Raw genomic sequence first — 25,476 nt, forward strand, 5'->3', positions numbered from 1 at the left:
CACTCAACCAGACCTTCGCCTTCGTGCTCGGGCTCGTCGGGCTCATCTACATCGCCTCGGTGATGGCCATCCTCGGCGTCGAGGTCAACGTCGTCCTGGCGCGGCGGCTGTGGCCGCGTGCCCTGCTCACGCCCTTCACCGACGCGGTCGACCTCACCGAGGCCGACCGCCGCGCCTACGCGATGTACGCCCAGATGCAGCGCCACAAGGGCTTCGAGACCGTCACCGTGCGCTTCGAGGGCCGCGACGGCGGCACTCACGAGATCGTGCTCGACGCGGACGCCAAGGACTCCAAGCACGCTCGGACCACCGAGATCCCGGCGTTACTCGACCAGCCGGGTCCGCAGAGCAGCGAGGGTGTCGGCACCCAGTCCTAGCCCGTCGGTGAGATAACCCTCCAGCGAGCCGTACGACGAGCCCACGGCGTCGTAGGCCTGTTGCAGGTAGGCCTCGTCGGCGACCATGACGGTCTCGTAGACCTCCACCTTGTCGGGCCCGAGGTGCTCGCGGACCATGCCGAGGTACTTCACCCGGGTCGCCGTCGAGATCGTGTTGGTCGCCAGGTAGTCCTCGAGGATCGTCTCCGGCGCGACACCGGCGACGTGGAGCAGCAGCACCGAGGCCCAACCGGTGCGGTCCTTGCCGGCGGTGCAGTGGAACACCTGGGCGGCCCGACCCTCTGCGATCGCGTGCAGGAGCTCGCCGAAGGCGGCGCGTCCGCCCTCCTTCTCCACGAAGCCCCGGTAGACCTCACCCATGACCGAGAGACCCTGCTCGCGCGTCTGGAGCGAGGCGACCGCCTCCATCGGGATGCCCTTGACCTCCACGTGACGCCAGCTGGCGCCCGGCACCGGCGCGTCGGGGTGCGCCTCGATCTCGTGGGCGTCACGCAGGTCGAAGATCGTCTCCACCCCGAGCGCGGCCAGGGCCTGGGCGTCCTCGTGGGTCAAGGTCAGCTCGTTGGAGCGGAACAGCACGCCACGACGCACTCGACCACCGTCGGCCGTGGGGTAGCCGGGTCCGGCGAGGTCGCGGAAGTTGTCGGCCGAGGCGAGGCGGACGAGCTCTTCGCCGAGGTGTGCGTCGTCGGAGGTCACGATCGCAGGATACGAGCCCGCACCACCCCACCCCCGAACTAGTCATGTCCGACTAGTCAGTTCGAGTCATGACGTGGGGGTCCGTCCGGCCCTATCGTCGTGGGTCGGCGGCACTGGGGAGGGTCGCCACAGGGAGGGAGTCCCTGCTCGGCCGGATTTCATGGGCGGTCGTGCGGGCACCCCGACACAACCCCTGGTTCGCCTCGTGCGACACCTGGAGCGGCAAGCACGGAACGCGGCCGCCGGGTGACAGGGAGAGAAGCCGGCTCGGGCCGGCGAATCTCTCCCTGCCCGAGACCCCCCGCCCGCTGCCCCCAGGGGCACCCCAGGGGCACCCCAGGTCGTCAGGGGTCAGTGATGACCATGGTCACCCCCCTCCGTCCGACCTAGCGTCAGCGGGGGTTCGGCGTCGGGAGGGCGCCGGCACACGAGGGGGGACAGATCCATGCGCACCAAGCTCTTCGCGGCCATGGCCGTGCTGGCACTCGGGCTCGGACTGGGGGGCTGGCAGGCACAGGCCAGCCAGCCGACCGTCGCCCATGCATCCGCAGCGGCGCTGCCGCTGCACGCGGTGCTGCCCTACGAGGGGCACTACCTGGGGCACGACATGTACTTCCGCACCGTCCGCTTCGACTACTACGGCGGCCGGATCCACAACTTCCGCGTCAACGGCACCGGCTTCGGCGGGGCGAGCGTCGCGGGGCACCAGTGGCACCACACGTGCAACGACGGCAAGTGCACCCGAGGCGGGTGGACCGACGACGTCACCGTCGAGGGCGTGTGGAACATGCCGACCAACGGCACCGAGGCGCACTTCACGGCCACGCTCTTCGCGCACCGGAGCTCGGCGCCGACCAAGGGCGCCGCGGCCACGAGGGCTGCCAGCAAGAGCACGCTGCACGCTGTGCTCCCGTACGACGGCAGCTACCTGGGCCACGACATGCACGGCCGCACGGTCCGCTTCACCTTCACGGGCAACCAGATGAGCGGCTTCATGGTCAACCACACGTCGTTCGGCGGTGCGCACGTGGGCGGCTCGGCCTGGCACGAGACCTGCAGCGGCGGGCGGTGCACCACGGGGCGCTGGACCGACGACGTGACCGTCGAGGGCACGTGGCGCGACCCCAACGGGCACACGTCGCACTGGACCGCACGCCTCTTCGCCCACTGAGGAGCAGGAACTAGCCCTTCGGCGGCAGCGGGAAGAACATCGACGTGCGTGCGGCGTAGGCGGGGTAGCCCTCGCGCTGCATCATCGTCTTCTCGAGCAGGCGGGCGCCGGTGGCGAAGACCAGGAAGTAGGTCATCGCCACCGGCGCCAGCACGGTCGCGAGACCGGCGACCCAGCCGGAGCCGAGACCGGCCATCAGCCAGATGCCCCACCAGATGCAGGCGTCGCCGAAGTAGTTGGGGTGGCGGGTGTAGCGCCACAGCCCGCGGTCCATGACCAACGGTTTGTCCGGGTCGGCCTTGTAGGCCGCCAGCTGGGCGTCGCCGACGGTCTCGAAGACGAGGCCGACCGCCCAGAGCAGCATCCCGGCCACGACGACGGGCCACGCCCGGACGTCTGAGACCGCACCGACCTGCACCGGCAGCGAGATGAACCAGATGGCGAAGCCCTGCACCAGGAAGACCTTGCGGACCGCGAGGCCCAGGCCGACCTGGTCGAGCGGGCCACCGAGGAGCGCCTCGTAGCGAGGGTCCTCCCCGTGGCCGACAGCCCGACGGCGGATGTGCCAGGCGAGGCGCAGACCCCATGTACTGACCAGCGCCAGCACGATCCACCGCCGGACCGGATCACCGCCCGTCGTCAGCCCGACCACCGTGGCGGTGAGGGCGACGAGGACGAAACCGAGTCCCCACGCGACGTCGACGACCGCCACCCGGTTGAGGCGACGTGCGGCGAGGGCCGTGACCACCATCAGCAGGGCGGCAGCGGCGAGCGCGACCAGGGAGGCGAGCAGGACGTCGTTCACCAGTCGCGCACCCAGGGCAGCGTGTGCTGCCCGTCGGGTCGCACCATGAGGATCTGGTCGACGCCCATGCGGCCGTCGCGGAAGGCCATCGCGCCGCCGACGAGGTAGAGCCGCCAGACGCGCACGACCTCCTCGCCGACCAGCTCGGTGAGCCGCTCGAGGTTGGCGTCGAATCGCTCGAGCCAGCCGGCGACGGTCAGCACGTAGTGCTCGCGCAGGCCGTGCACGTCGCGGACCTCGAGCCCGCCCCTCTCGAGGAAGGCGACGGTCTCCCCGACGGGCCGCATGTACATGTCGGGAGCGATGAAGTTCTCGATGAAGGGTCCGCCGCCGGGCCACTTGCCGGTGCGCGACATCTGCTGGATCAGCACCCGTCCGCCGGGCTTGACCGAGCGGTGCAGCACCGAGGCGTAGGTCGGGTAGTTGCCCTGGCCGACGTGCTCGCCCATCTCGATGGAGGAGACCGCGTCGAAGTGGTCGCGCTCGGGGACGTCGCGGTAGTCCTGGAGGCGGATGGTCACCTTGTCCCCGAGACCGCGCTCGGCGATCCGGGCGTCGATGAACTTCTTCTGCTCCGCGGCGATCGTGACACCCACGACCTTCGCGCCGAAGTGCTCGGCGGCGTGCAGCGAGAGCGAGCCCCAGCCGCAGCCGACGTCGAGCAGGGTCATGCCCGGCTCGAGCCCGAGCTTGCGACAGACCAGCGAGAGCTTGTCGAACTGCGCCTCCTCGAGCGGTTGCTCGGGCGAGGAGTGGTAGCCCGAGGAGTAGGCCATCTGCGGCTCGAGGATCAACGAGTAGAACTCGTTGGAGAGGTCGTAGTGGAAGCTGATCGCGGAGCGGTCACGCAGCTGCGAGTGCAGGCGACCCCGCAGCTTGGCCTGCGAGGCGGGCGCAGCAGGTGGACGACCGAGGGCACCGATCCCCATGACAGTGCGCACAGCGCGGCTCATCGCCGCGATGCTCGGCCGTCCACCGCTCAGTCCCCGGTCGCGAGCGACCGAGAACGCATGGGTGAGGGCCTGGTCGAGGTCCCAGCCGTCGACCTCGTGGACCTCGAGCTCGCCGGTGACGTAGGCCTGCGCGGCGCCGAGCTCGCCCGGGTGCCAGAGCAGCCGACGTACGGCGTCGGGCGTGCGCAGCTCGACGAGCGGACCGTCGACGGGGCCGGCCTCGGACCCGTCCCAGGCGCGCAGCCGCACCGGCAGGTCACCGCCCACGAAGGGCTCGACCGCCGCGGCGAGCTGGGCCGCGATGCCGCCGGTCCGACCGGTCGTGGGCCGCTGGGTCGCCGTGGTGGTCATGCGGTCTCCTGCGGACGGGTGAAGGTGATCTGGTTGACGTCGATGTAGCCCGAGGCGAAGCCACCGCGGGAGTACTCGAGGTAGAAGTGCCACATCCGCAGGAAGCGCTCGTCGAAGCCGAGCTCGAGCACCTTCTCCGACGCGCCGAGGAAGGTCTCGTCCCACAGGCGCAGGGTCTCGGCGTAGTGGGCCCCCATCGAGAGGCGGTTGCTGACGCGGATCGTGGTGTGGTCGCGGGTGATCTGGTCGATCACGTCGACCGACGGCAGGAACCCGCCGGGGAAGATGTACTTGTTGATCCAGGTGTAGGTGCGCTTGGTCGCGAGCATCCGGTCGTGCGGCATCGTGATCGCCTGGATGGCCACCTTGCCGCCTGGTGCGAGGACGCGGTCGATGGTCTCGAAGTAGGTCTGCCAGTACTCCCAGCCGACGGCCTCGATCATCTCGACCGACAGCACGGCGTCGTAGGTGCCGGTGACCGCGCGGTAGTCGCACAGGTCGACCGAGACCTGCTCGGAGAAGCCGGCGGCCGCGATGCGCTGGTCGGCCAGCGCCTTCTGCTCGGTGGAGAGCGTGATCGTGCGGACCGTGGCGCCGCGGCGGGCGGCGCGGATCGCCAGCTCGCCCCAGCCGGAGCCGATCTCGAGGACGCGGGTGCCCTCACCGACGTGGGCCTCGTCGAGCAGGCGCTCGATCTTGGCGCCCTGGGCCTCGTGCAGCTCGTCGGCGGTGGGCGCGGTCGCGGGGGCGAGCGCCTGGAGGTGGTCGCCGCGGTCCACGACCTCGGAGGGGAACAGCGCCGAGGAGTAGCTCAGCGAGGCGTCCAGGAACTCCTCGAAGAGGTCGTTGGACAGGTCGTAGTGGTGGGCGATGTTGCTCTGCGTGTTGTCCTCGGAGTTGCGGTGGAAGCGCGGAGGACGGGACACGACCAGCGCGCGCAGCTTCTGCAGGCTCTGCGGCACCAGGTCGGAGACCTCGGCGGCCAGCACGGTGAGGAAGCCACCCAGGTCCTCGGCATCCCAGGCGCCGGTGAGGTAGGCCTCGCCGAAGCCGATCAGCTGGTGGCGACCGATCCGGGCGTAGAACTCCTCGGGCCGGTGGATGACCATGACGGGCCCCCCCTTGCCGAAGCTCTCGTCGCCGGAGACGACGGTGACGTCGAGGCGCTGCACGGCGGCGTGGAAGAGGCGCTTCGCGACGGCGGCGGAGACAGCGGCGCGGGGACCTGACGGGATGGTGTCGAGGCCGGGCCAGTAGTTCGCGGACTGGCGTGCGGGTGCAACGGTCATGGCGAGACTCCTTCCTGGTGGTGGTGCGGACGGGGGCGGATCGGCAGGCGTCGGAGCCAGAGCCAGATGCCGTGGGCTCGGATGAGCGCGGAGTGACGCAGGGCCGCGGGTGCGGCCCGCCAGGCGGGCCGCTCGCTGCGGCGACCCTTGAGGGCGGCGGAGAAGACCGCCCCGTCGTCGCTGTGCAACGTCACCGCGATGTCGAGGCTGCGGCCCGGCACGGGAACGGCCAGCTCGTAGTGGCCGTCGGTGCCGTGGAACGGGGAGACGTACATCGCCTTGTCGGTCGTGGCCCGGCCCTGGGCGTCGGGCTGGACGACGTAGGCGTGCCGGTCGCCGTAGGTGTTGTGCACCTCGACGACGGTGGCCACGCGGGCGCCGTGGGTGTCCCAGCACCAGAAGACGCTGATCGGGTTGAAGCAGTAGCCGAAGGCGCGGGCGTTGGCGGCCATGATGATCCGGCCGCTGCCCCCGGTGTCACCCAGGGTGATGTCGTGCTGGGCGAGCAGGGCCTCGACGTTGGCGCGGAGGCTGGCCTCGGGCGAGCCGAGGTGGTCACGCGCCTCGAAGCGGCCGAGGACACCGTGATCGGGCAGTGCGTCGAGGTCGACGAGCCAGGTGTGGGAGGCGTGCTCGAAGGAGCGCTTGAACGGCGCCCTCCGGGTGTGGGAGATCGTGGTCTCGTAGACCTGGCCGCCGGCCGGCAGGGCCGGGACCGGGGTGCGGTCGGCGTGCGCGCCCTGGTCGGGCCAGGTGAGCCCGAGGCGCTCGGCGGCCGCGAGTCCGGAGCGCGCGCCGTCCTCGTGGAAGCCCCAGCCGTGGTAGGCGCCGGCGAAGGCGACGCGGTCGGTGTCGATCTCGGGGAGGCGGGCCTGGGCGGCCACGGAGGTGGGGTTGTAGAGCGGGTGCTCGTACTCCATGCGGTCGATGACCGTGGTCGGGTCGATCAGGTGCTCGCCGCCGAGGGTCACGAGGTAGTGGACGTCGGTGTCGAGGCGCTGCAGCCGCGTCAGGTCGTAGGTCACGAGCACGCCGTCGCCGCCGCCCTCGCCCTGTCCGGGGGCCGGTCGACGAAAGTTCCACGAGGCCCAGGTGTTGGCGGTCGCGGGCAGCAGCGACGTGTCGGTGTGCAGGATCGCGGTGTTGGGCGCGTAGGGCATCGCCGACAGCAGCTCACGCTGGAGGTCGGTGGGCTCGGCCAGCATCGTGAGGGCCTGGCTGGGGTGCGCGGCGATCACCACGGCGTCGTACGACGACACCTCGCCGTTGCCGTCGGTGATCTCGACGCCGTCGGGCGTCTCGAGGACCGAGGTGACCTTGGCGCCCAGCCGGATGTCGGGCAGGGCGGCCGCCACGCGGTCGACGTAGGAGTGGGAGCCGCCGGTGACGGTGCGCCACTGCGGGGAGCCGAAGATCGTGAGCATCCCGTGGTGCTGGAGGAAGCTGAAGAGGTAGCGGGCGGGGTAGTCGAGCGAGACCTCGGGATCGCACGACCAGACGGCCGCGACGAGCGGCTCCATGAAGTGCCGCGTGAAGTAGGGCGTGAAGCCGCCCTCGTCGAGGAAGACGCGCAGCGTCGTGTCGGCACCACCACCGGCACCGGCGCCGCTGTCGGCGGCGGCGAGCACGGCCTTGGCGCGGCGGTGGAAGCGCGGGATCTCGGTGAGCATCCGCAGGTAGCGGGGGTTGGCGAGGTGGCCGGCCGTGGGGATGACGCCCTTGCGGCCGAGCGCCCCGGCCCACTCCAGGCCGGTCTCGTCGTCGCGGATCGACATCGACATCTCGGAGGGCTGCGTGGCCACGCCGAGCTCGGCGAACATCCGCAGCAGGGTCGGGTAGGTCCGCTCGTTGTGGACGATGAACCCGGTGTCGATGCGCAGCTCGCGCTCACCGTGCTCGGTCGTCTCGGGCACCCGGTGGGTGTCGGCGTGACCACCGAGGCGGTCGTCGGCCTCGAAGAGGGTGACGTGCGCGGTCTTGGCGGCGACGTAGGCAGCCGTGAGCCCGGCGACGCCGGAGCCCACCACCGCCACGCGGCGTGGGGCAGGGGTCATGGGTCAGACCTGCTCGAACTCGAAGGTGGCGATGGGGAACGTCGTCGGGTGGAGCGAGCCACTGGCCGGCTCGATGCTGACCGCGGTCGCCTCGGCGGAGCCGGGGTCGCCCTCGAGGACGACCGGCAGGGTTCCCTCACCGGACAGGAGACCGGCAGGGATCATCACACCGTCGTGCTGGAGCCACAGGGCGTAGGTCTTGCCGTCGGGCAGCGTGGCGAGACCCTTGGCCTCGACGACGGCCTGGTTGAGGCTGCGCGAGCGGGTGACCTTGATGGTCCCGCCCGTGACCGGGCTCTTCGTCCAGGTCTCGGCGTCGGGCGCCTGGAGCACGCGGTCGGCGGCGGACAGGGTGATCTGCGTGGTCTCGTCCTGCCAGGGCTGCGTCACCGCGACGCCCGCCCCGATCAGGGTGACCACCGCGGCAGCGGCGACCAGCGCGGGGAACCGGCGCTTGCGGCGCACAGTGTCCAGGGAGACGACGTTCGTCACCACGGGAGGCAGGGGGCGGACGGTCTCGATGCCGGCCAGGACGCGGTCGCGCAGGGCCGCCGGGGGTGCCAGGAAGACGGCCTCGGCGAGGACGCCGGACGCCTCGAGGAGGCTGTCGACCTCCGACCGGCAGGTGTCGCACTCGGCCAGGTGGCGCTCGAACTGGGCCCGCTCGATGTCGTCGAGGGCGTCGACGGCGTAGGCACCCGAGAGCGCGTGGATGTCGCTGCTCATGCTCCTACTCCCATCGTGTCGCGCAGACGGATGAGTCCGTCGCGTATGCGTGTCTTGGCCGTGCCGACCGGGAGGTCGAGCATCGTGGCCACTTCTGTGTGCGTGTAGCCGCCGAAGTAGGCGAGCTCGAGCGCTTCACGCTGCACCGCCGTGAGGCTGTGCAACGCAGCTCGGACCCGTCGCGCCTCGAGCGACGCGTGTGCTGCGTCGGCGGTCGAGTCGTGGTCGACGGCCTGGTTCTGCGAGTGGTACGTCGTGTCCCGCCTGGTGGCGGCCTCAGCGGATCGCACTCGGTCGACCGCCTTGCGGTGGACGATCGTGAGCATCCAGGCCGTCGCACTCCCTCGCTCCACATCGTAGCGAGAGGCCATGCGCCAGATCTCCAGGAATGCTTCCTGCGTGACCTCCTCGGCCTGGGCCGGGTCACGCACCACGCGGACCGCGAGTCCGTAGACCCGCGTCGCCATGGCGTCGTAGAGCTCTGCGAACGCCGCCTGGTCCCCGCGTGCGGAGAGCTTGAGGAGCTCGGAGAGGTCAGGCGCCACCGGCGCCCCCCCGGTGGAGGGGGCGCCAGCGGCTTCTGGCCTGAGGGGATCCATGCTCAGATCCTCTCGCTCAGATGACTGCGGAGGGAAGAGATTACTTCGCGCCGGCCATGACGGCGTCGATGATGTAGACCGTCGCGTTGGCGGTGGGGACGTTGCCGCAGATGACGTTGGCGGTCACGGCGCCGTCGGTGACGGTCATGCCGGTCTCGTCGCCCTCGACGGTCAGGGTGTCCTTGTTGAGGGTCTCCTGCTCGCCCACGACAGCGGCCGGGTCGAGCTGGCCGCCCACGACGTGGTGGGTGAGGATCTTGGTGAGGAGGGCCTTGTCGGCGAGGATCGAGTTGAGCTGGTCCTCGGGGATCGCGGCGAAGGCGTCGTTGACCGGCGCGAAGACGGTCAGGTCGGGGGCGTCGTTGAGCGTGCCCACCAGGTCGGCCTCGCCGACGGCGGTGACCAGGGTCGAGAGCAGCGGGTTGTTGCTCGCGGCGGTGGCGACGGGGTCCATGACCATGCCGTCGAAGGAGCCGGCACCGTCGGCGGGAACGGCGGCGCAACCCTCGCCGAAGGTCTGGTCAGCAGCGCTGGCCTCCTCGGTCTCGGCGGGCTCCTCGGAGGGGGTCTCCTCGGGAGCGGCCTCGGAGGTCTCGTCGGTGCCGGTGGCGGTCTCGGTGTCGTCCTCGGAGCCACAGGCGGCCAGGGAGACGGACAGGGCGATCGCGGCGGCGGCGATGCCACCGTTGCGGCGAAGGGTCTGGAGCTTCATGGGATTTCGTGCCTTCCGTTGGGGAACTTACAGGAGTTGTTCGGTGCTGACCGGCGGCCGGATTGGTGCCGGTTGGTCCTATTTGTGTGGCCTGGACCACTGGTCCGGGCGCGTGCTACTCGACGGTGACGAGGAACGACTGGATGCCGCTGGAGCCGCCCGGGAACGGGTTGGCCGCGGTGGCCGTCTGGGTCTCGCCGTCGCCTGAGATCACGCGTGCGGCGACCGTGCGGGAGCCGGGCTTGGCGTCCCACTTGTAGAACCACTGACGCCAGTAGTCGTCGCCACCGCTGGGGCCGAGCTCGGCCGGCTGCCAGGGCCCGCCGTCGATGCGGACCTCGATCTTGTCGACGCCACCCTTCTGCTGGGCCCAGGCGACACCACCGATGACGACCTCGCCCGCCTTGAGGCTGTCGAGGGCGTTGGGGGTGTCGATGCGTGCGGAGATCTTGATGGGTGCGTCGGTGTCCCAGTCACGCTCGGTCCAGTAGGCCTTCGCGTCGTCGTAGGTCGTGATCGTCAGGCGGGTGATCCACTTGGTGCCGCTGATGAAGCCGTAGAGCCCGGGGATGATCATGCGGGCCGGGAAGCCGTGCTCGCGGGGCAGCGCCTCGCCGTTCATGCCGATCGCGATCATCGCGTCGCGGCCGTCGGTGGCCAGGTCGAGGGGCGTGGAGATGGTCATGCCCTCGAAGTCGGTGGAGAGGATCTGGTCGGACTTCGAGCCGACGCCGGCCAGGTCGAGCAGGTCCTGGAGGCGTACGCCGAGCCAGCGTGCGGACCCGACGTAGGGACCGCCCACGGAGTTGGAGACGCAGGTCATCGTGATGTCACGCTCGATGAGGTCCATGCCGAGCAGGTCGTCGAAGGTGAACGTCATCTCGGTGTCGACGTCGCCGTCGATGGTCAGGGTCCAGTCGTCGGCGCTGATGATCGGGGTGTCCAGGCGGGTGTCCACGCGGTAGAAGTCGCTGTTGGACGTGACGAAGCTGGAGATGTCCTTGACCTGGCCGTCCAGGCCCTTCGGCAGCGGTGCGGCCGGGTCGGCCGCGGCGGGGAGAGTGATGTCCTCGGGGCGGCTGCGCAGGTTGCCGATCAGCTTGCCGGCTCCGCCCAGGACGGCGGCAGCGGCCGCCAGGACACCCATGGCGATGAGGACGCCACGACGCGTCGGGGTCGTGGGCTCGGGGGTCAGGACGTGCTGCGGGCCCTCGGAGGAGACCGTGTCGGGCCCGCCCTTGGCCGTGGCCATGGGGTGCGGCAGGCGCTTGGAGGTCGTGTCGGGGGCGCTGCCGACGGCGGGGGTCGCGCCGCTCATGAGGGTGGCGGCCTTGGCCGTGCGGTCGAGCCAGAACAGGGCGGCCACGCCGGCGACGGCGGTCAGGATGCTGGGGACCAGGTCCACGACCTCGGCGGCGGGACGGGTCATCGCGGCGGTGCCGGCGACGGCGACGAGCACGACCAGCAGCCCGGCGCCGAGCGCGAAGCGGCGGCGGGCCAGGATGCCCGCGATCGCGGCGAGGACGAGAACGCCGAGCAGCACCGAGCCGATCAGGATGGCCTTGTCGGCCGTGCCGAACTGCCGGATCGCCCACTCCTTCATCGGCGTGGGGGTCAGGTCGATGACAGTCGACCCCACGGCGAGGACGGGCGAGGCTGCGGGGTTGAGCAGCGAGGCCACCAGGTGCCCCGTCGCCATGCCGAAGAGGGTCGCCAGGAGTCCGAAGGAGGCGTAGAGCAGACGTTTTTGCATGCTAGGGGTTCGGAGCGGGGGCCCGTCCGGATGGCCCTGCGGCAGGATGAGCCGCATGACCCCCGTCACCGACGACGCTTCCGGCGCCCAGACCGACCCCCCCGTCGAGCTCGTCCACTGCGTCGTCGTCGACGCGGTCGCGACCGTCACGCTCGACTCACCGCACAACCGCAACGCGCTCTCGCGCCAGCTGGTGACCGAGCTCTTCGAGCACCTGCGCGCGACTGCCGAGGACGACGACGTGAGCGTCGTGGTGCTGCGCTCGTCGGGCCGGGTGTTCTGCTCCGGGGCCGACCTCTCCGAGGCCTCCGAGGGCGGCATGGAGGAGGGTGCTCGGGTCCTGGTGGAGATGCAGCGACTGATCGTGGCCCACCCCAAGCCGGTGGTGGCCGCGCTGCACGGCCCGGTGCGGGCCGGCGGGATCGGGATCATCGCGGCCGCCGACGTCGTGGTGGCGGCTGACGAGGCGACGTTCGCCCTCACCGAGGTCAAGCTCGGCCTGGCCCCGGCGGTCATCTCGCTCACGGTCCTGCCGCGCATGACGTCGCGGGCCGCGGCCCTGGCGTGCCTCACGGGCGAGACCTTCACCGCCGCCGAGGCGGTGTCGATGGGCCTGGTCACCCGGGCGGTGCCGGCCGCCGAGGTCGACGACGCCGTCGCCTCGGTCGTGGCCTCCCTGGCGACCGGAGCCCCGCAGGGCCTGCGCGAGACCAAGGCGCTGCTCGCCCGCGACCTCCTCGCCCGCATCGACGAGCAGGGCGAGGACATGGCCAGGCTCAGCGCCCGCCTCTTCGGCAGTGACGAGGCCCGCCAGGCGATGGTGGCCTTCCTCAACCGCACGAAGTGATCGGAGCAGCCGGGCGGGATAGTCCCCAACGTTCTCGCGGCGGAGTGATCGGTGGAGGGACGGAGACGTGAGGGACTACCCCGACCGGTCAGCCCGGCGGTCGGTCGGCCGGGAGAAGCCGTGCTGTTACCGACTCGTGGCAGCGTCGTGGGCCTGGTGTGGCGCGCACCTCCGTAGCGTTGTCGGTGTCGGGAGGCCCGGGGGGACCGCCTGGCATGGGGGGACACGGAAGCCCCGCACGAGGCGCATCGGGGGACGCGCCAGTGCGGGGCATCCGCCATTTCCTGGCCCCTCCCGACCTCTCCGGCCGCCGGTCCCCGCGGACTGTGACGAGAGGATCGTGGCCGTCGGCGCCAGGCGTTATAGGCTTGCGGACTTGCTCGGACGGCGGGTCCCCCAACGATGAGGGTCCACGGCGAGCGACGGGATCGTCGGGGTTGAGGGGAAGCACGCGTTGTCTGAGGAGCTGGTCGAGCGCGAGGTCGCTCGCGAGCAGGAGTTCGTGGACCGGGTCTACGTCCAGCTGAACGACTCGGCCTCCGCCGCCCGGCGGCTGGCCCTGGAGGGCCACGACCGCGGCAAGCTGGGCCACGAGGGTGGACTCGTGGAGCGTGACGCCATGGTCTTCCAGGCCGCCAAGCGCATCGCGCAGCTCGACGCCGCCCACGAGGGCCTGGTCTTCGGTCGCCTCGACCTCCAGGCCGAGGTCGACACCGCCCCGCGCTACATCGGCCGCATCGGCCTGCGCGACGCCGACCGCGACTCCCTGCTCATCGACTGGCGTGCCCCGGCCGCCGCGGTGTTCTACCAGGCGACGGCGGCCGAGCCGCACAGCGTCGTACGACGGCGCGTGCTGCGCGCGAGCGGCCCCCGGGTCGTCGGGGTCGAGGACGAGCTGCTCGACGCCGAGGCCCACGCCGACCTCGAGGCCCAGGGCGTCGAGCTCCCGATCGTCGGCGAGGGCGCGCTCATGGCCCAGCTGTCGCGGGCCCGCGACCGCTCCATGCACTCGATCGTGGCGACCATCCAGGCCGAGCAGGACAAGGCCATCCGCGCGCCCAGCAAGGGCGTCACCGCGATCTCCGGTGGCCCGGGCACGGGCAAGACGGTCGTGGCGCTGCACCGCGCGGCCTACCTGCTCTACAACGAGCGCCGACGCTACGAGGCCGGCGGCGTCCTGATCATCGGACCCAGCGGTGTCTTCATGCGCTACATCGAGCGGGTCCTGCCCAGCCTCGGCGAGACCGCGGTCGCGCTGCGCTCGCTCGGCGAGGTCGTCGACGGGGTCAAGGCCAGCCGCCACGACGAGCCGGCGGTGGCCGACGTCAAGGGCTCAGAGCGGATGGCCGAGGTCGTGCGCCGCACCTCGCGCCAGCAGGCGCCGGGCAGCCCCACGGAGTTCCGGGTGTTCTGGCGCGACGACACCATCGTGCTCGACCGCGGCACGCTGGGCCGGGTGCGCCGCAACCTGATGTCACAGGGTCGTCGCAACCGTCAGCTGCCGCGGGTCGCCCCGACGCTGCTCGACGCGATGTGGCGCCAGGTGCGCGGCGAGCGGGGTCGCGAGCGCGGCCGTGAGGCCTTCGACGACGACATGCTGTCCCACCGCGACTTCGTCGACTTCGCCGTCGCCTGGTGGCCGCCGCTCGCGGCCCTCGACGTGCTCGGCTGGCTGCGCGACCCCGAGCTCCTCTCCCGCGTCGGTGAGGGCGTCATCACCGCCGAGGAGCAGCGACTGCTCACCAAGTCGTGGAGCGGCGACGGCTCGCTGTCGGTCGAGGACGTGCCGCTGCTCGACGAGCTGCGCTACGCGCTCGGTGACGTGCCCGCCAAGGTCGAGGACGACCGCGACGACCCGATGGCGCTGATCGAGGGGGCGGTCGACCTCCAGGAGCTCACCACGGCCTCCGACCGGGAGTACGCGCCCTCCGGCCGCGCGTGGGCGCCCCCGACCTACCGCATCGAGGACGACCCCTTCGCCCACATCCTCATCGACGAGGCGCAGGACCTCACCCCGATGCAGTGGCGCATGGTGGGCCGCCGCGGCCGCACCGCGTCGTGGACGATCGTCGGCGACCCCGCCCAGTCCTCGTGGCCCGTGCCCGAGGAGTCGCGCACCGCGCGGGCGACGGCGCTCGAGGGCAAGGCGCTCCACGAGTTCCACCTCTCGACCAACTACCGCAACTCCTCCGAGATCTACGACTACGCCGCGGCCTACGCCGAGCGCGTCGGCCTCGACGCAGACCTGCCCACCGCGGTGCGCTCCACCGGCATCGAGCCGCAGGTCGTCACCGGGGTCGCCGACCTCGAGGCGGCCACCCGCGCGGCCGTGGTCGAGATCGCCGGCCAGGTGGGCGGGACCGTCGGGATCGTCGTCCCCGTCGCGCGACGCTCCGAGGTCAACGCCTGGCTGGCCTCCTGGCCCGAGCTCGCCGACGACGCCCCCCACGCCCGCGACGCCGTCGACTCCTCGGTCCCGCCCTCGGGCGTCGACCGCGTCGTCGTGCTCACCGGGCTCGACACCAAGGGCCTGGAGTTCGACGGGATCGTGGTGGTGCGACCGCAGGAGATCGAGGACGAGTCGGCCACCGGTCGCGCCACGCTCTACGTCGTGCTCACCCGCGCCACCCAGCTGCTGACCACCGTGAGCTGACCGGCCGCTGCGCAACTAGGCTTCGGCCATGTCTGAGACGACCTCTGCCGCCCGGGACGCCATCGCCGCGCTCCAGGGGCACGAGGCGTGGGCGATCATCCGCCGCTCGACGCGTGCCGGCGACCGCGACACCGTCGGCCTGGTGGGCGGTCGGCGCAGCGTGGTCGAGTCGCTCCTCGACGTCCCTCTCGAGGAGGGGCCGCCGCAGGAGGGCCACATTGCCGACCGGCTGGTCGCCGTGCCCTTCCGCCAGGTGGCGGAGCGCGGCTTCGAGGCCCACGACGACGGCACCCCGCTGGTGGTCGTCGACGTCGAGACCGAGCTGGAGTTCTCCGTCGCCGAGATCATCGACGCGATCGACGACGTGCCCGTCGACTTCAGCGACCGCGGTGGCTTCGAGACCGACGACGAGCAGTACGCCGTGCTGGTCAAGGCGATCATCGAGGACGAGATCGGCCAGGGCGAGGGTGCCAACCTGGTGATCGGGCGGCACTACCGCGCCCAGGTCGCCGACTGGAGCGCCGCCACCGCGCTGACCGTGCTCAAGCGGCTGCTCGAGAGCGAGCGCGGCGCCTACTGGACCTACCTGTTCTTCACCGGCGACCGCTACCTCGTCGGCGCGAGCCCCGAGCGGCACGTCACCATCCATGGTGGCGACGTGCGGATGAACCCGATCAGCGGCACCTTCCGCATCCCCCGCTCCGGCGACGCCGCCGGCACGGCCAAGGCGCAGCTGCTGGACTTCCTCGACGACGAGAAGGAGATCTACGAGCTCTTCATGGTCGTCGACGAGGAGCTGAAGATGATGTGCGACATCTGCCACGAGGGTGGTCAGGTGCTCGGACCGTTCCTCAAGCCGATGACGCACCTGGTCCACACCGAGTACCTCCTCGCCGGCCGCACCGACCGCGACGTGCGCGAGGTCCTGCGCGACACGATGTACGCCGCGACGGTGACGGGCAGCCCCGTGGAGAACGCGTGCCGGCTGATCAAGCAGTACGAGACCGAGGGCCGTGGCTACTACGGCGCCGCGCTGGCGATCCTGGGTCGCGACCCCGAGGGCGGGCCGGTGGTCGACAGTCCCATCGTCATCCGCTCCGCGGACGTGTCGCTCGACGGGCGCCTCAAGGTGACCGCCGGTGCCACGCTCGTGCGTGACTCCGACCCGGCGTACGAGGTGGCGGAGACCCACGCCAAGGCCGCCGGCATCCTGCGCGCCTTCGGCCTGGTGCCCGCGGCGCCGGTGCCCGACGTCAGGATCGCCGAGCTCGTCAACGACGAGGACGTGCTGCTCTCGCTCAACAAGCGCAACCGCCGGCTCAGCTCCTTCTGGCTGACCGATCAGGCCGGCTCGCCGCCGGACCGTCGCCTGGCGGGCAGGAGCGTCGTCATCCTCGACGGCGAGGACGACTTCGTGAACATGCTGCGCCACGTGCTCGGCGTGCTCGGGCTGACCAGCACCGTGGTGCGGCACGAGGACTACGTCGCCGGCTGTCTCGACGGGCACGACCTGGTGATCGTCGGCCCCGGCCCCGGTGACCCGCGCGACGGCGACGACCCCAAGATCGCGCGCATGCGTGCGGCTGTCGGCGAGCTGCTCGCCGCCGAGCAGCCGTTCCTCGCGGTGTGCCTGGGCCACCAGACGCTGTGCCACGTGCTCGGGCTCCCGCTGGCCTACAAGGACATCGTCTTCCAGGGCACGCAGTCGCCCGTGGTCGTCAACGGACGCACCGAGCGGGTCGGCTTCTACAACACCTTCGTCGGTCGCGTTGCTCCTGACGGGGGTGCTCTGCCCGACGGGGTCACCGTCGACGCCGACGACGGGACCGGCGACATCAACGTGCTCACGGGTCCGCACTACCGCGGCATCCAGTTCCACGCCGAGTCGATCCTCACCGAGCGCGGCTACGACGTGCTGCACGAGCTCGTCGTCGACCTGCTGCTCGGCGGTCCGGCGCCGGAGTAGTGGTCACGACCCCGGCTCCGGACGTCGTCGTGGTCGACCACCACGACTCCTACACCTACAACCTGGTGCACCTGGTCGCCAGCGTGACCGGCGTCCTGCCGCGGGTGGTGCAGCACGACGAGGTCTCGGCCGAGACCGTGCTCGAGCACTCCCACGTGGTGCTCTCGCCCGGGCCGGGTCGGCCCGACGTGGAGGCGGACTTCGCGGTGGGGCGCTCGGTCCTGCTCGCCGGCAGTCGCCCCGTGCTCGGGGTCTGCCTGGGGATGCAGGGCCTCGTGGCGTCGTACGGCGGGCGGGTGGAACGGGTGCCCCCCGGGCACGGCGTCGTGGCGCGGGTCGACCACGACGGCACCGGTGTCTTCGCGGGCGTGCCCGACGGCTTCCGGGCCGTGCGCTACCACTCGCTCGCCGCGGTCGAGCTGCCCGCGTGCCTGCGCGTGACGGCCGTGGACGGGCTGACCGGGCTGACGATGGGCGTCGAGCACCGTGAGCTGCCGCTCGTCGGCGTGCAGTTCCACCCCGAGTCGGTGCTCTCCGAGCACGGCGCCCTGCTCGTGGCCAACTTCCTGGGGCTGTCGTGACGAGCGCCGGTGACCCCGTGGCCTTCTTCCGCGAGGTGGCGGCCGCGCACCCGCGCTGCTTCTGGCTCGACGGCGGGGGTGCACGCGAGTGGTCCGGCCGCCGCTCGCTCATCGGGTGGCTCGAGCCCGACGACGTGTCGATCTCCTACCACGCCTCGTCACGGACCGTGACCCGTCACGAGGGTGGACGGTCGACCGTGGTCGGCGACGACGTCTTCGCGGTGCTGGCCGCCGAGCTGGCCGCGGGCGGTCCGCGGGACCAGTGGTTCGGCTACCTCGGCTACGCCTGCCGGCCCGACCTGCCTGCGGCGCTCGCTGCGTCCGGCCACCCGGGCGCGCTCCCCGACGGGGTGTGGATGCGGGCGCGGCACGTGCGGCTGTTCGAGCACCCGGCTGAGGCGGGTCCGGGGGCCGATGCGGGTCGTGTGCCGCAGGCAGCGCCGCAGCGCGGTCTCCGGCACACGACCGACACGACCCACACGACCGGCACGACCCACACGACCGGCACGACCGGCACGACCGGCCCACCACCCGCCACCTACGCCGCCGCGTTCGAGCGCGTCCAGGAGGAGCTCCACGCCGGCAACACCTACGAGGTCAACCTGACCTACCGGCTCGGCACCCGCAGCGACCTCGACCCCGTGACCGCCTACCTCCGTCTCCGCGAGCTCAACCCCGCGCCGTACGCCGGTTTCCTCCAGCACGACGTCGCCGACGCGCGGGCCTGGCTGCTGAGCTCGTCGCCGGAGCGCTATGCCCTGGTGACGGCCGACCGCACGCTCGAGACCAAGCCGATCAAGGGCACCACGTCGCGTGGCGCGTCGCCGGAGGACGACGAGCGCGAGCGGCACTCGCTCGCGACCGACCCGCGCTTCACGTCGGAGAACCTGATGATCGTCGACCTGCTGCGCAACGACCTCGCGATGGTGTGCGAGCCAGGCAGCGTGGAGGTGCCCGAGCTGATGGCGGTGGAGTCCTACGAGACCGTGCACCAGCTGGTCTCGACCGTGCGCGGACGGCTGGCCGACGGGGTGAGCACCATCGACGCGCTGCGCGCGCTCTTCCCGGCCGGGTCGATGACCGGCGCGCCCAAGCTCCGCACGATGCAGGTCATCGAGGCCGTCGAGGACACCGCGCGGGGCGTCTACTCCGGCGCCTTCGGCTGGGTCTGCGCCGACGGTCGCGCCGACCTCGGGGTGGTCATCCGGTCGCTGACGACCGCCGGTGACGGGCACTACGAGCTCGGCACCGGTGGCGGCATCACCGTGCAGTCCGAGGTCGGGCTCGAGCACGAGGAGTCACGGGTCAAGGCCGAACGGCTGCTCGCGGTCTTCGACTGAGCGCCGAGTCGGCGCAATGGTGTGCAACATTGAGCCGACTCGGCGTACGACGTGCAACATCGCGCCGACTCGGCGTACGGGTGTCAGCCGCCGAACGCCGAGTCCTCGGCGTGCGCCGACAGGTCGGTCATGACCTGGCGCACGGCGCGCAGGCCGACCGCCCGGTCGTAGGGCGCCGGGTCGACGAGGTTGACGACCTGGATCAGGTCGTCGTTCTGCACGAAGCCGGTGACCAGCAGCGAGCCGCCGTCGATGTTGACGACCATCCGCGCATCGTCGGCCTGGGCGATCGTCGGGTTGGTGACCGCGCCGTCGAGCTGACCCATGGTGTCCCAGGCCTCGTCGAGCCCGGCCGGGAAGAGCACGTAGTTGGCGTCGACCGCCGCCCCGCCCTCCTCGGCCGGCGTAAAGGCGCACCGCGGCGCCGCGGGCCGTCCGGCGTCCATGGTGACGTCGGCGCCGAGCACCTCGCCCACGCCCTCGGCGGTCAGGCCGTCGCAGGGGTTCCAGAGCGGCGTCGTGGGTACGGCGGCCGCGGGGTCGGTCGCCGGTGCCTCGCCGCCGCACGCCACGAGCGTCGCGGCAAGCCCGAGGCCGCCGAGCAGCGAGCCGAGGCGGCGCAGGGGCAGGTGGCGCTCAGCCATGGACGACCTCTCGGGTGGCGGGGCTGGTGGGGCCGGCAGAGCCATGAGGGCCGGCATGGCTGAAGGGGGACGCCTGGACGGGGCTGCCGGGCAGCCACAGCGACAGTCGAGCGCCTCCGGTCGGGGACTCGGCGGCGGACACGGTGCCGGAGTGGCGGTCGGCGACCTGGCGGACGATGGAGAGCCCGAGGCCCGAGCCGGGCATGGTGCGCGACTCGTCGGAGCGCCAGAAGCGGTCGAAGACGTGGGGGCGGTCGGCCTCGGCGATGCCGGGACCCTCGTCGTCGACGGTGAGCAGCCCGTCGTGCAGGCGCACCGTGACGGTGCCTCCCGGGGGGCTCCACTTGGCGGCGTTGTCGAGCAGGTTGGTCACGGCGCGCTCCAGCGCGTTGGCGTCGCCCTCGACCCACCAGGCCCCGACATCGACGTCGAAGGTGGCGGAGGGGGCGCGCAGCCGCACGCGGGTGACGGCGTGGTCGACGACCTCGATCAGGTCGACCGGCTCGACGACGGGCGCCAACGGCTCGTCGCGGGAGAGCTCCATCAGGTCGCCGATCAGGGTGGTCAGCTCCTCGATCTGGGCGCGGATGTCCTCGAGCAGCTCGGCGCGCGCCTCGGGGGGCAGATCGGGACCACCCGGTGCCGAGGCCTGTGTGAGCAGGTCGACGTTGGTCCGCAGCGAGGTCAGCGGCGTGCGCAGCTCGTGGCCGGCGTCGGCGACCAGCTGGCGCTGCCGGTCGCGCGAGGCTGACAGCGCGGTGAGCATCGCGTTGAACGCGGTGGCGAGGCGGGCGATCTCGTCGTCGCCCTCGACCGGCAGCGGGGTCAGGTCCTCGGTGCGGGCGATGTGCTCGACCGAGCTGGTCAGCCGCCGCACGGGGCGCAGCCCGTTGCGGGCCACCCCGAAGCCGGCCGCCCCGGCTGCCGCGACGCCGAGCAGGCCGAAGATCAGCATGACGATGCCGAGCTTGGTCAGCACCCGCTGCTGGGACTCGAGGGACTGGGCGATCACCAGCGCCTGGCCGTCGCCGTAGGGCACCGTCACCACGCGATAGGCGACCGGGCCGCCGAGCACGGTGCGGATGCTGGACTCGGTGTCGCCCTGGGCGACGTCGAGCTCGGGGTTGCCCAGCGTGGGCGGGTCGTCGAGCTGCTCGGGCCGGTAGACGGTGCCGTCCTCGTAGACCAGCGCGATGCGCAGGTCGGTCGCGACCAGCGCCCAGGCCGGCACCTGGTCACCCGTGCGTCGGTTGAGGATCGTGGGGGCCTCGGTGGTCTGGTAGGCCCGCTCGTAGAGGGTGTCGTCGAGCGTGGACTGGAGCTGCATGCGCACCGTCACGTAGGCGCCGGCCGCGAGGAACGCCACCGTCAGGCCCACGGCCATGGTCGTGAGCAGGGTGACCCGGCTGGCGAGCGAGCGGCGGTAGCGCCACCGCGAGTCGGCGGCGGGGGTCTCGACCGGCGAAGGGGCGGTGCTCATGACTCCTTCAGGACGTAGCCGACACCCCGCACGGTGTGGATCAGCCGCGTCTCGCCCTCGGCCTCGGTCTTGCGGCGCAGGTAGCCGACGTAGACCTCCAGCGAGTTGGCGGTCGTCGGGAAGTCGTAGCCCCAGACCTCCTCCAGGATGAAGGAGCGCTCGAGGACGCGCCGCGGGCGGCGCAGGAACATCTCGAGCAGGGTGAACTCGGTGCGCGTCAGCTCGATGCGGCGCTCGCCGCGGATGATCTCGCGGGTCGCGACGTTCATCGACAGGTCGGAGAAGGTCAGGGTCTCCTCGGGCGCGTCCTCGGCGGGCACGACGCGGCGCAGCAGCGCGCGCAGCCGGGCGAGGAGCTCCTGGAGCGCGAAGGGCTTGGTGAGGTAGTCGTCGGCGCCGGCGTCCAGCCCCTCGACCCGGTCGCCGACCGCGTCGCGGGCGGTGAGGACCAGGATCGGGACGTCGTTGCCGGCGGTGCGCAGCGCGCGGGTCGTCTCGATCCCGTCGAGGCGGGGCATCATCACGTCCATGACGACCACGTCGGGACCGAGCGTGCCGATGCCGGCGAGGGCCTCTGCGCCGTCGGCGGCGAGGTGCACGTCGTAGCCGTTGAACTCCAACGAGCGGCGCAGCGACTCACGCACCGCCTTGTCGTCGTCGACGACGAGGACGCGGGGCTTCACGGCACTGGTGGACACGAGCCCACTGTGCCAGGAACGCCTGAGCGCGTCCTGAGAGCTGGCGACTCACACCGTGGCGGCTCAGACGTAGCGCGCGGCGGTCTCCGCGGCGCGGGCGCCGTAGCCGCCACCGAAGAGGCAGGCGTGCACCAGCAGCGGGAAGACCTGGTGCAGCCCGACGCGATCCTCCCAGCCGTCGGCGAGCGGGGTCGCCTCGTCGTAGGCCTCGAGCACGCGGGGCAGGTGCGGCAGCCCGAACAGCGCGAGCATCGCCAGGTCGACCTCGCGGTGACCGGCGTACGGCGCCGGGTCGATGACCCACACGTGCCCGTCCTGGCCCCACAGCACGTTGCCGTTCCACAGGTCGCCGTGCAGCCGCGCCGGTGGTTCCTCGGGCAGCAGGTCGGTCAGCCGGCCCACCAGCGCCTCGACCACGGCCGCCTGGCCGTCGGTGATCGCGCCGCGGTCGCGGGCCAGCTTGAGGTAGGGCAGCACCCGGCGCACGGCATAGAACTCCGCCCACGTCGCCGCGGTGCGGTTGGGAAGCGGGAGGCGGCCGATGAAGCCGTCGGCCTCCGCGCCGTACGACGGGGCGCCGGCCGCGTGCGTCACCGCGAGGGCCCTGCCGAACGCCGCAGCCGTCTCGACGCCGTTCTTGCCGGACTCGACCCACCGCAGGATCAGGCACTCGGGGTCGGCGGCGAGCACCTCGGGGACACGCACGCCACCCGCCTCGGTGGTCTCGGCGAGCCACGCGAGCCCGGCGGCCTCGGTCTCGAAGAAGCTCTCGGGGGAGTGCGGCAGCGTCTTGACGATCGCCGTGGTGCCGTCGGAGAGCCGCAGCTTGGTGGCGGTCGAGACGTCGCCCCCGGCGACCGGTGCCGTGGCCACGACCGAGGACCCGAGGAGCTCCTCGGCGCGACGGGCGACCCACGGCTGGCGGGTCACGACCGGTCGCTCCCGCGATCATCGGCGTGACCCAGCTCGAGGGCCAGCTCGACGACCAGGGCGGCCACGATCGCGTCGGTGGTGCGCTCGACCATGGCCAGGACCTCCTCGAAGCCGGTGTCCCCACCGTAGTACGGATCCGGGACCTCACCCCCGGGGTCGACCGGGTCGAAGGCGCGGAAGAGCATCATCCGCTTGCCGGCGCCCCCGACGGCGGAGGTCGCCGACCGGATGCCCGCGAGGTTGCTCTCGTCCATCGCGAGCAGCACGTCGAAGCGGTCGGCCCAGGAGCCGTCGAGCTGCTGGGCCCGGTGGCGCGAGGCGTCGTAGCCCGCGGTGGTGAGGGTCGCGGCGGCGCGGTGGTCCATCCGTCCGCCGACGTGCCAGTCGCCGGTGCCGCAGCTCTCGACGCTCACACGGTCGTCGAGACCGGCCTCGGCGATCCGGGCGGAGAGCACCACGTCGGCCATCGGTGAGCGGCAGATGTTGCCCAGGCAGACCAGCGCGACGGCGTAGCGGCCCGGTGTCCGACCCGGGGGCAGACCCGTCATCGTCGCCGCTCGTCGGGGCCGATGACCGAGTCGACGATCCAGGTGGTGACGGTGATGACGACCGCGCCGCCGAGCGCCGGCCAGAAGCCGGTGACGTCGAAGCCGATGTCGAGCTTGTCGGCCAGCCAGCCGGTGAGCAGCAGCATCGCGGCATTGATCACCAGCAGGAAGAGCCCGAGCGTGAGGATCACGAAGGGGAAGCTGAGGATCGTCAGCACCGGCTTCACGAACGACGTGACGACGCCGAGGATCAGCGAGACGAGGATCAGCGGCAGCAGCTTCTCCTGCAGCTCCGCGCTGCCGCTGGAGGGTCCGCTGAAGCGGATGCCGTCGATGAGCCAGGCGGCGGTCGCGAGGGCGATCGCGGTGGTCAGGAGCCAGGTCAGGAAGCGCACGGGGTCAGTGTGGCAGTCAGGACAGGCCGAGCGCCTCGATGATCTCCGCGGCCGCGTCCTCGAGGTGCTTCTCCAGGAAGGCGGAGGCGCCGTCGATGTCGTCGTCCTCGAGCAGCTGGACGAGGGCGGCGTGGGTGTCGGCCTCGTCGTGGGCGTTGCGGCGCAGGCGCTCGACCTGCGCCAGCGCCAGCTTGAGCTCGACGACCATCTCGTCGGCCATCGCCACCAGCCGCGGGCTGCCGGTCAGGCCCACCAGGGACACGTGGAAGGCCAGGTGGCGCTCGTTGAGCTCCTGGTAGGAGCCGCCCTGGCGCACTGCCGAGGTGTAGGCCGTCAACGTCGTCCGGACGGCCTGCCGGTGGGTCTCGTCGGCCTCGCGCCATCGGCGCACGCCCGCACCCTCGAGCACCCACCGTGCCGCGCAGACGTCGCGCACGGAGCTCGCCTCGGGCGCGGACACGCTCACGCCGCGGTGCGGCTCGCGGGTGGCCAGGCCCTCGGCGACCAGGACGGTGAGCGCCTCGCGCACGGTGGGGCGGGAGACGCCCAGCGAGGAGGCCAGCGCGACCTCGCGCAACGGGGTGCCCGACTCGAGCTCGCCGTCGAAGATCGCGCGGCGCAGCTCCTCGGCCGCACGGTCGACCGTGGAGGAGTGCTCCAGGTGCAGGGTCGCGAACGGCTCGGACATGGGGCCCATTCTGACCCACCCGTGGCCCGTCGGCGCACCGTCTTGCGCGCGGGCCCGCCAGCCGCCACACTGACTCTTGTCAGATTGTCAGACAATCCATGCGGGGTGAACCACATGACCGAGCCGACTGCCGGGCCGCTGGCCTGGGGCCGCCACTACGTCGCCGTCGAGCCGACCCACTTCCGCGTGGACTACGCGATCAACCCGTTCATGGATCCCGCGGTCCAGCCCGACCCCGCGCTCGCGACGGAGCAGTGGCAGACGATGGTCGCCACGCTGCGTGACCTCGGCGCCCGCGTCGACGTCCTGCCGCAGCGCGAGGACGCCCCCGACATGGTCTACGCGATGAACCTCGGGCTCGGGCTCGTCCGCCCCACCGGCCCAGGAGGTGCGGATCGGCGCCACGTGGTGATGAGCCACATGCGCTACCCCCAGCGCCGCATGGAGACCGGCTCCGCGGCCGACTGGTTCACGGCACAGGGCTGCGCGACGTCGTACGTCGGCAGCGACGGCGTCGGCGCGCACCTCGAGGCGGGCGACGCGTTTGCCTTCGGGGACGCGCTGGTCGTGGGCTACGGCCCGCGCACCGAGGAGCTGGCGCTGAAGCACCTCGCCGGCGACCTGGGCGTCCGGGTCCGCGGCCTGCGGATCACGCACCCGGGGATGTATCACCTCGACCTGGCCTTCTGCCCGCTCGACGATCGCCGCGCGATCGTGTGCCCCGCAGCCCTCGACGCCGCCTCGGCTCGGGCGCTGATGGAGCTCGTGCCCGAGCCGCTGGTGCTGACCGAGGAGGAGGCGCTGACGACCTTCGCCGCCAACTCGGTCGTCGTCGGCCGCACCGTCGTGATGCCGGCCTGCCCCGACCGCGTGCGCTCCAAGCTCGAGGGCTGGGGCTTCGACGTGGTGGTCGTGGACGTGTCGGAGTTCCACAAGGGCGGCGGGTCGATCCGCTGCCTGACCAACCCCGTCGACATCACGATCGGGCGCGACCTGCCGGCGCTCGAGCGCGGTGAGGTGGTCCTCCCGCCGGTCTGACTCTCAGAGCCTTCCGGCTGGAGGGCCTGGCCCCCGGGCACGTGCAGCTCCATGCGTGGGCCGAGGGCACGAACAGCGCTTCGCAGCTGCTCGATGTGCTGCCGCCGGGCACGGTGCGAAGCGATGTCGAGCTGCGCCTGGTGCGCAGCACCGAG

General features: G+C 71.9%; 23 protein-coding genes and 1 pseudogene. 8 read left to right on the plus strand and 16 right to left on the minus strand.

Annotation, left to right across the window (positions count from 1 at the left end; all coding sequences use genetic code 11):
- Positions 1-377: pseudogene (locus tag RMN98_RS16930) on the plus strand (hypothetical protein); the annotation flags it as partial.
- Here the strand turns inward: RMN98_RS16930 and RMN98_RS16935 are convergent.
- Positions 324-1,097, minus strand: a complete 774-nt coding sequence (locus RMN98_RS16935; RefSeq protein WP_309649988.1) for a tyrosine-protein phosphatase — start codon at positions 1,095-1,097, stop codon at positions 324-326. The pseudogene RMN98_RS16930 and the gene RMN98_RS16935 overlap by 54 nt on opposite strands.
- Before the next feature lie 445 nt (positions 1,098-1,542).
- On the opposite strand from RMN98_RS16935, the gene RMN98_RS16940 reads away from it, so the two are divergent.
- Entirely contained in the window at positions 1,543-2,268 is a 726-nt protein-coding gene (locus RMN98_RS16940; protein ID WP_309649989.1) for a hypothetical protein, read from the plus strand.
- A gap of 10 nt (positions 2,269-2,278) precedes the next feature.
- Here RMN98_RS16940 and RMN98_RS16945 read toward each other — a convergent pair whose 3' ends face one another.
- From RMN98_RS16945 to RMN98_RS16980, 8 genes are all read right to left on the minus strand, one after another.
- Complete coding sequence (locus tag RMN98_RS16945) at positions 2,279-3,073, minus strand: DUF1295 domain-containing protein (protein WP_309649990.1); 795 nt, start codon at positions 3,071-3,073, stop codon at positions 2,279-2,281.
- Positions 3,070-4,377, minus strand: a complete 1,308-nt coding sequence (locus RMN98_RS16950) for a cyclopropane-fatty-acyl-phospholipid synthase family protein (protein WP_309649991.1) — start codon at positions 4,375-4,377, stop codon at positions 3,070-3,072. The genes RMN98_RS16945 and RMN98_RS16950 overlap by 4 nt, the downstream gene beginning before the upstream one ends.
- Positions 4,374-5,666 (minus strand): cyclopropane-fatty-acyl-phospholipid synthase family protein, encoded by a 1,293-nt coding sequence (locus RMN98_RS16955; protein ID WP_309649992.1) that lies wholly within the window; start codon positions 5,664-5,666, stop codon positions 4,374-4,376. Before RMN98_RS16955 ends, RMN98_RS16950 begins: the two co-directional genes overlap by 4 nt.
- On the minus strand, positions 5,663-7,720 hold the full coding sequence (locus RMN98_RS16960) for a DUF1365 family protein (protein WP_309649993.1): 2,058 nt from the start codon (positions 7,718-7,720) through the stop codon (positions 5,663-5,665). The genes RMN98_RS16955 and RMN98_RS16960 overlap by 4 nt, the downstream gene beginning before the upstream one ends.
- Before the next feature lie 3 nt (positions 7,721-7,723).
- Positions 7,724-8,446 (minus strand): anti-sigma factor, encoded by a 723-nt coding sequence (locus RMN98_RS16965; protein WP_309649994.1) that lies wholly within the window; start codon positions 8,444-8,446, stop codon positions 7,724-7,726.
- Positions 8,443-9,045: an ECF RNA polymerase sigma factor SigK gene (gene sigK, locus RMN98_RS16970; protein ID WP_309649995.1), complete on the minus strand. Its 603-nt coding sequence runs from the start codon at positions 9,043-9,045 to the stop codon at positions 8,443-8,445. Before sigK ends, RMN98_RS16965 begins: the two co-directional genes overlap by 4 nt.
- A gap of 40 nt (positions 9,046-9,085) precedes the next feature.
- Positions 9,086-9,757, minus strand: a complete 672-nt coding sequence (locus RMN98_RS16975; protein ID WP_309649996.1) for a fasciclin domain-containing protein — start codon at positions 9,755-9,757, stop codon at positions 9,086-9,088.
- 115 nt (positions 9,758-9,872) lie between these two features.
- On the minus strand, positions 9,873-11,510 hold the full coding sequence (locus RMN98_RS16980; protein WP_309649997.1) for a molybdopterin-dependent oxidoreductase: 1,638 nt from the start codon (positions 11,508-11,510) through the stop codon (positions 9,873-9,875).
- Between the two features lie 55 nt (positions 11,511-11,565).
- Between RMN98_RS16980 and RMN98_RS16985 the strand changes: the two genes are divergently transcribed.
- The 5 genes from RMN98_RS16985 to RMN98_RS17005 all read left to right on the plus strand — a co-directional run bounded on the left by RMN98_RS16985 (position 11,566) and on the right by RMN98_RS17005 (position 18,897).
- Positions 11,566-12,357, plus strand: coding sequence for an enoyl-CoA hydratase family protein (locus RMN98_RS16985; protein WP_309649998.1), 792 nt, complete (start codon positions 11,566-11,568; stop codon positions 12,355-12,357).
- Between the two features lie 454 nt (positions 12,358-12,811).
- Positions 12,812-15,010 (plus strand): UvrD-helicase domain-containing protein, encoded by a 2,199-nt coding sequence (locus tag RMN98_RS16990; protein ID WP_309649999.1) that lies wholly within the window; start codon positions 12,812-12,814, stop codon positions 15,008-15,010.
- A gap of 28 nt (positions 15,011-15,038) precedes the next feature.
- Positions 15,039-16,976: an anthranilate synthase family protein gene (locus RMN98_RS16995; RefSeq protein WP_309650000.1), complete on the plus strand. Its 1,938-nt coding sequence runs from the start codon at positions 15,039-15,041 to the stop codon at positions 16,974-16,976.
- Positions 16,976-17,557, plus strand: a complete 582-nt coding sequence (locus RMN98_RS17000) for an aminodeoxychorismate/anthranilate synthase component II (protein WP_309650001.1) — start codon at positions 16,976-16,978, stop codon at positions 17,555-17,557. The genes RMN98_RS16995 and RMN98_RS17000 overlap by 1 nt, the downstream gene beginning before the upstream one ends.
- The gene (locus RMN98_RS17005) at positions 17,554-18,897 is read left to right on the plus strand and encodes an anthranilate synthase component I family protein (protein ID WP_309650002.1); all 1,344 of its coding nucleotides are present in this window, start codon (positions 17,554-17,556) and stop codon (positions 18,895-18,897) included. The genes RMN98_RS17000 and RMN98_RS17005 overlap by 4 nt, the downstream gene beginning before the upstream one ends.
- Positions 18,898-18,980: 83 nt before the next feature.
- On the opposite strand, the gene RMN98_RS17010 is transcribed toward RMN98_RS17005, so the two are convergent.
- From RMN98_RS17010 to RMN98_RS17040, 7 genes are all read right to left on the minus strand, one after another.
- On the minus strand, positions 18,981-19,541 hold the full coding sequence (locus RMN98_RS17010; RefSeq protein WP_309650003.1) for a hypothetical protein: 561 nt from the start codon (positions 19,539-19,541) through the stop codon (positions 18,981-18,983).
- Positions 19,534-21,021 carry a HAMP domain-containing sensor histidine kinase gene (locus RMN98_RS17015; RefSeq protein WP_309650004.1) on the minus strand — a complete coding sequence of 496 codons (1,488 nt, stop codon included), beginning with the start codon at positions 21,019-21,021 and terminating at the stop codon, positions 19,534-19,536. The genes RMN98_RS17010 and RMN98_RS17015 overlap by 8 nt, the downstream gene beginning before the upstream one ends.
- Positions 21,018-21,719 carry a response regulator transcription factor gene (locus tag RMN98_RS17020; protein WP_309650005.1) on the minus strand — a complete coding sequence of 234 codons (702 nt, stop codon included), beginning with the start codon at positions 21,717-21,719 and terminating at the stop codon, positions 21,018-21,020. The genes RMN98_RS17015 and RMN98_RS17020 overlap by 4 nt, the downstream gene beginning before the upstream one ends.
- A 63-nt stretch (positions 21,720-21,782) precedes the next feature.
- Positions 21,783-22,649, minus strand: a complete 867-nt coding sequence (locus RMN98_RS17025) for a fructosamine kinase family protein (protein WP_309650006.1) — start codon at positions 22,647-22,649, stop codon at positions 21,783-21,785.
- A complete protein-coding gene (locus RMN98_RS17030) occupies positions 22,646-23,200 on the minus strand; it encodes a low molecular weight protein-tyrosine-phosphatase (protein ID WP_309650007.1) in 555 nt (184 codons plus the stop codon). The genes RMN98_RS17025 and RMN98_RS17030 overlap by 4 nt, the downstream gene beginning before the upstream one ends.
- Positions 23,197-23,595: a phage holin family protein gene (locus RMN98_RS17035; RefSeq protein ID WP_309650008.1), complete on the minus strand. Its 399-nt coding sequence runs from the start codon at positions 23,593-23,595 to the stop codon at positions 23,197-23,199. The genes RMN98_RS17030 and RMN98_RS17035 overlap by 4 nt, the downstream gene beginning before the upstream one ends.
- A 16-nt stretch (positions 23,596-23,611) precedes the next feature.
- Positions 23,612-24,283 carry a GntR family transcriptional regulator gene (locus RMN98_RS17040; protein WP_309650009.1) on the minus strand — a complete coding sequence of 224 codons (672 nt, stop codon included), beginning with the start codon at positions 24,281-24,283 and terminating at the stop codon, positions 23,612-23,614.
- A gap of 114 nt (positions 24,284-24,397) precedes the next feature.
- Here RMN98_RS17040 and RMN98_RS17045 point away from each other — a divergent pair, with 114 nt between their 5' ends.
- On the plus strand, positions 24,398-25,321 hold the full coding sequence (locus tag RMN98_RS17045; RefSeq protein ID WP_309650010.1) for an arginine deiminase-related protein: 924 nt from the start codon (positions 24,398-24,400) through the stop codon (positions 25,319-25,321).
- Positions 25,322-25,476: the final 155 nt, after the last annotated feature.

The organism is Nocardioides sp., assembly GCF_031397825.1.
Classification (GTDB): Bacteria; Actinomycetota; Actinomycetes; order Propionibacteriales; family Nocardioidaceae; genus Nocardioides.

Bases quoted from the DNA above. Each gene is read 5' to 3' on its own strand.
- RMN98_RS16940 (WP_309649989.1), top strand. From the start codon at position 1,543: ATGCGCACCAAGCTCTTCGCGGCCATGGCCGTGCTGGCACTCGGGCTC.
- RMN98_RS16950 (WP_309649991.1), bottom strand. From the start codon at position 4,377: ATGACCACCACGGCGACCCAGCGGCCCACGACCGGTCGGACCGGCGGC.
- RMN98_RS16955 (WP_309649992.1), bottom strand. From the start codon at position 5,666: ATGACCGTTGCACCCGCACGCCAGTCCGCGAACTACTGGCCCGGCCTC.
- RMN98_RS16960 (WP_309649993.1), bottom strand. From the start codon at position 7,720: ATGACCCCTGCCCCACGCCGCGTGGCGGTGGTGGGCTCCGGCGTCGCC.
- RMN98_RS16965 (WP_309649994.1), bottom strand. From the start codon at position 8,446: ATGAGCAGCGACATCCACGCGCTCTCGGGTGCCTACGCCGTCGACGCC.
- sigK (WP_309649995.1), bottom strand. From the start codon at position 9,045: ATGGATCCCCTCAGGCCAGAAGCCGCTGGCGCCCCCTCCACCGGGGGG.
- RMN98_RS16975 (WP_309649996.1), bottom strand. From the start codon at position 9,757: ATGAAGCTCCAGACCCTTCGCCGCAACGGTGGCATCGCCGCCGCCGCG.
- RMN98_RS16980 (WP_309649997.1), bottom strand. From the start codon at position 11,510: ATGCAAAAACGTCTGCTCTACGCCTCCTTCGGACTCCTGGCGACCCTC.
- RMN98_RS16985 (WP_309649998.1), top strand. From the start codon at position 11,566: ATGACCCCCGTCACCGACGACGCTTCCGGCGCCCAGACCGACCCCCCC.
- RMN98_RS16995 (WP_309650000.1), top strand. From the start codon at position 15,039: ATGTCTGAGACGACCTCTGCCGCCCGGGACGCCATCGCCGCGCTCCAG.
- RMN98_RS17010 (WP_309650003.1), bottom strand. From the start codon at position 19,541: ATGGCTGAGCGCCACCTGCCCCTGCGCCGCCTCGGCTCGCTGCTCGGC.
- RMN98_RS17015 (WP_309650004.1), bottom strand. From the start codon at position 21,021: ATGAGCACCGCCCCTTCGCCGGTCGAGACCCCCGCCGCCGACTCGCGG.
- RMN98_RS17030 (WP_309650007.1), bottom strand. From the start codon at position 23,200: ATGACGGGTCTGCCCCCGGGTCGGACACCGGGCCGCTACGCCGTCGCG.
- RMN98_RS17040 (WP_309650009.1), bottom strand. From the start codon at position 24,283: ATGTCCGAGCCGTTCGCGACCCTGCACCTGGAGCACTCCTCCACGGTC.
- RMN98_RS17045 (WP_309650010.1), top strand. From the start codon at position 24,398: ATGACCGAGCCGACTGCCGGGCCGCTGGCCTGGGGCCGCCACTACGTC.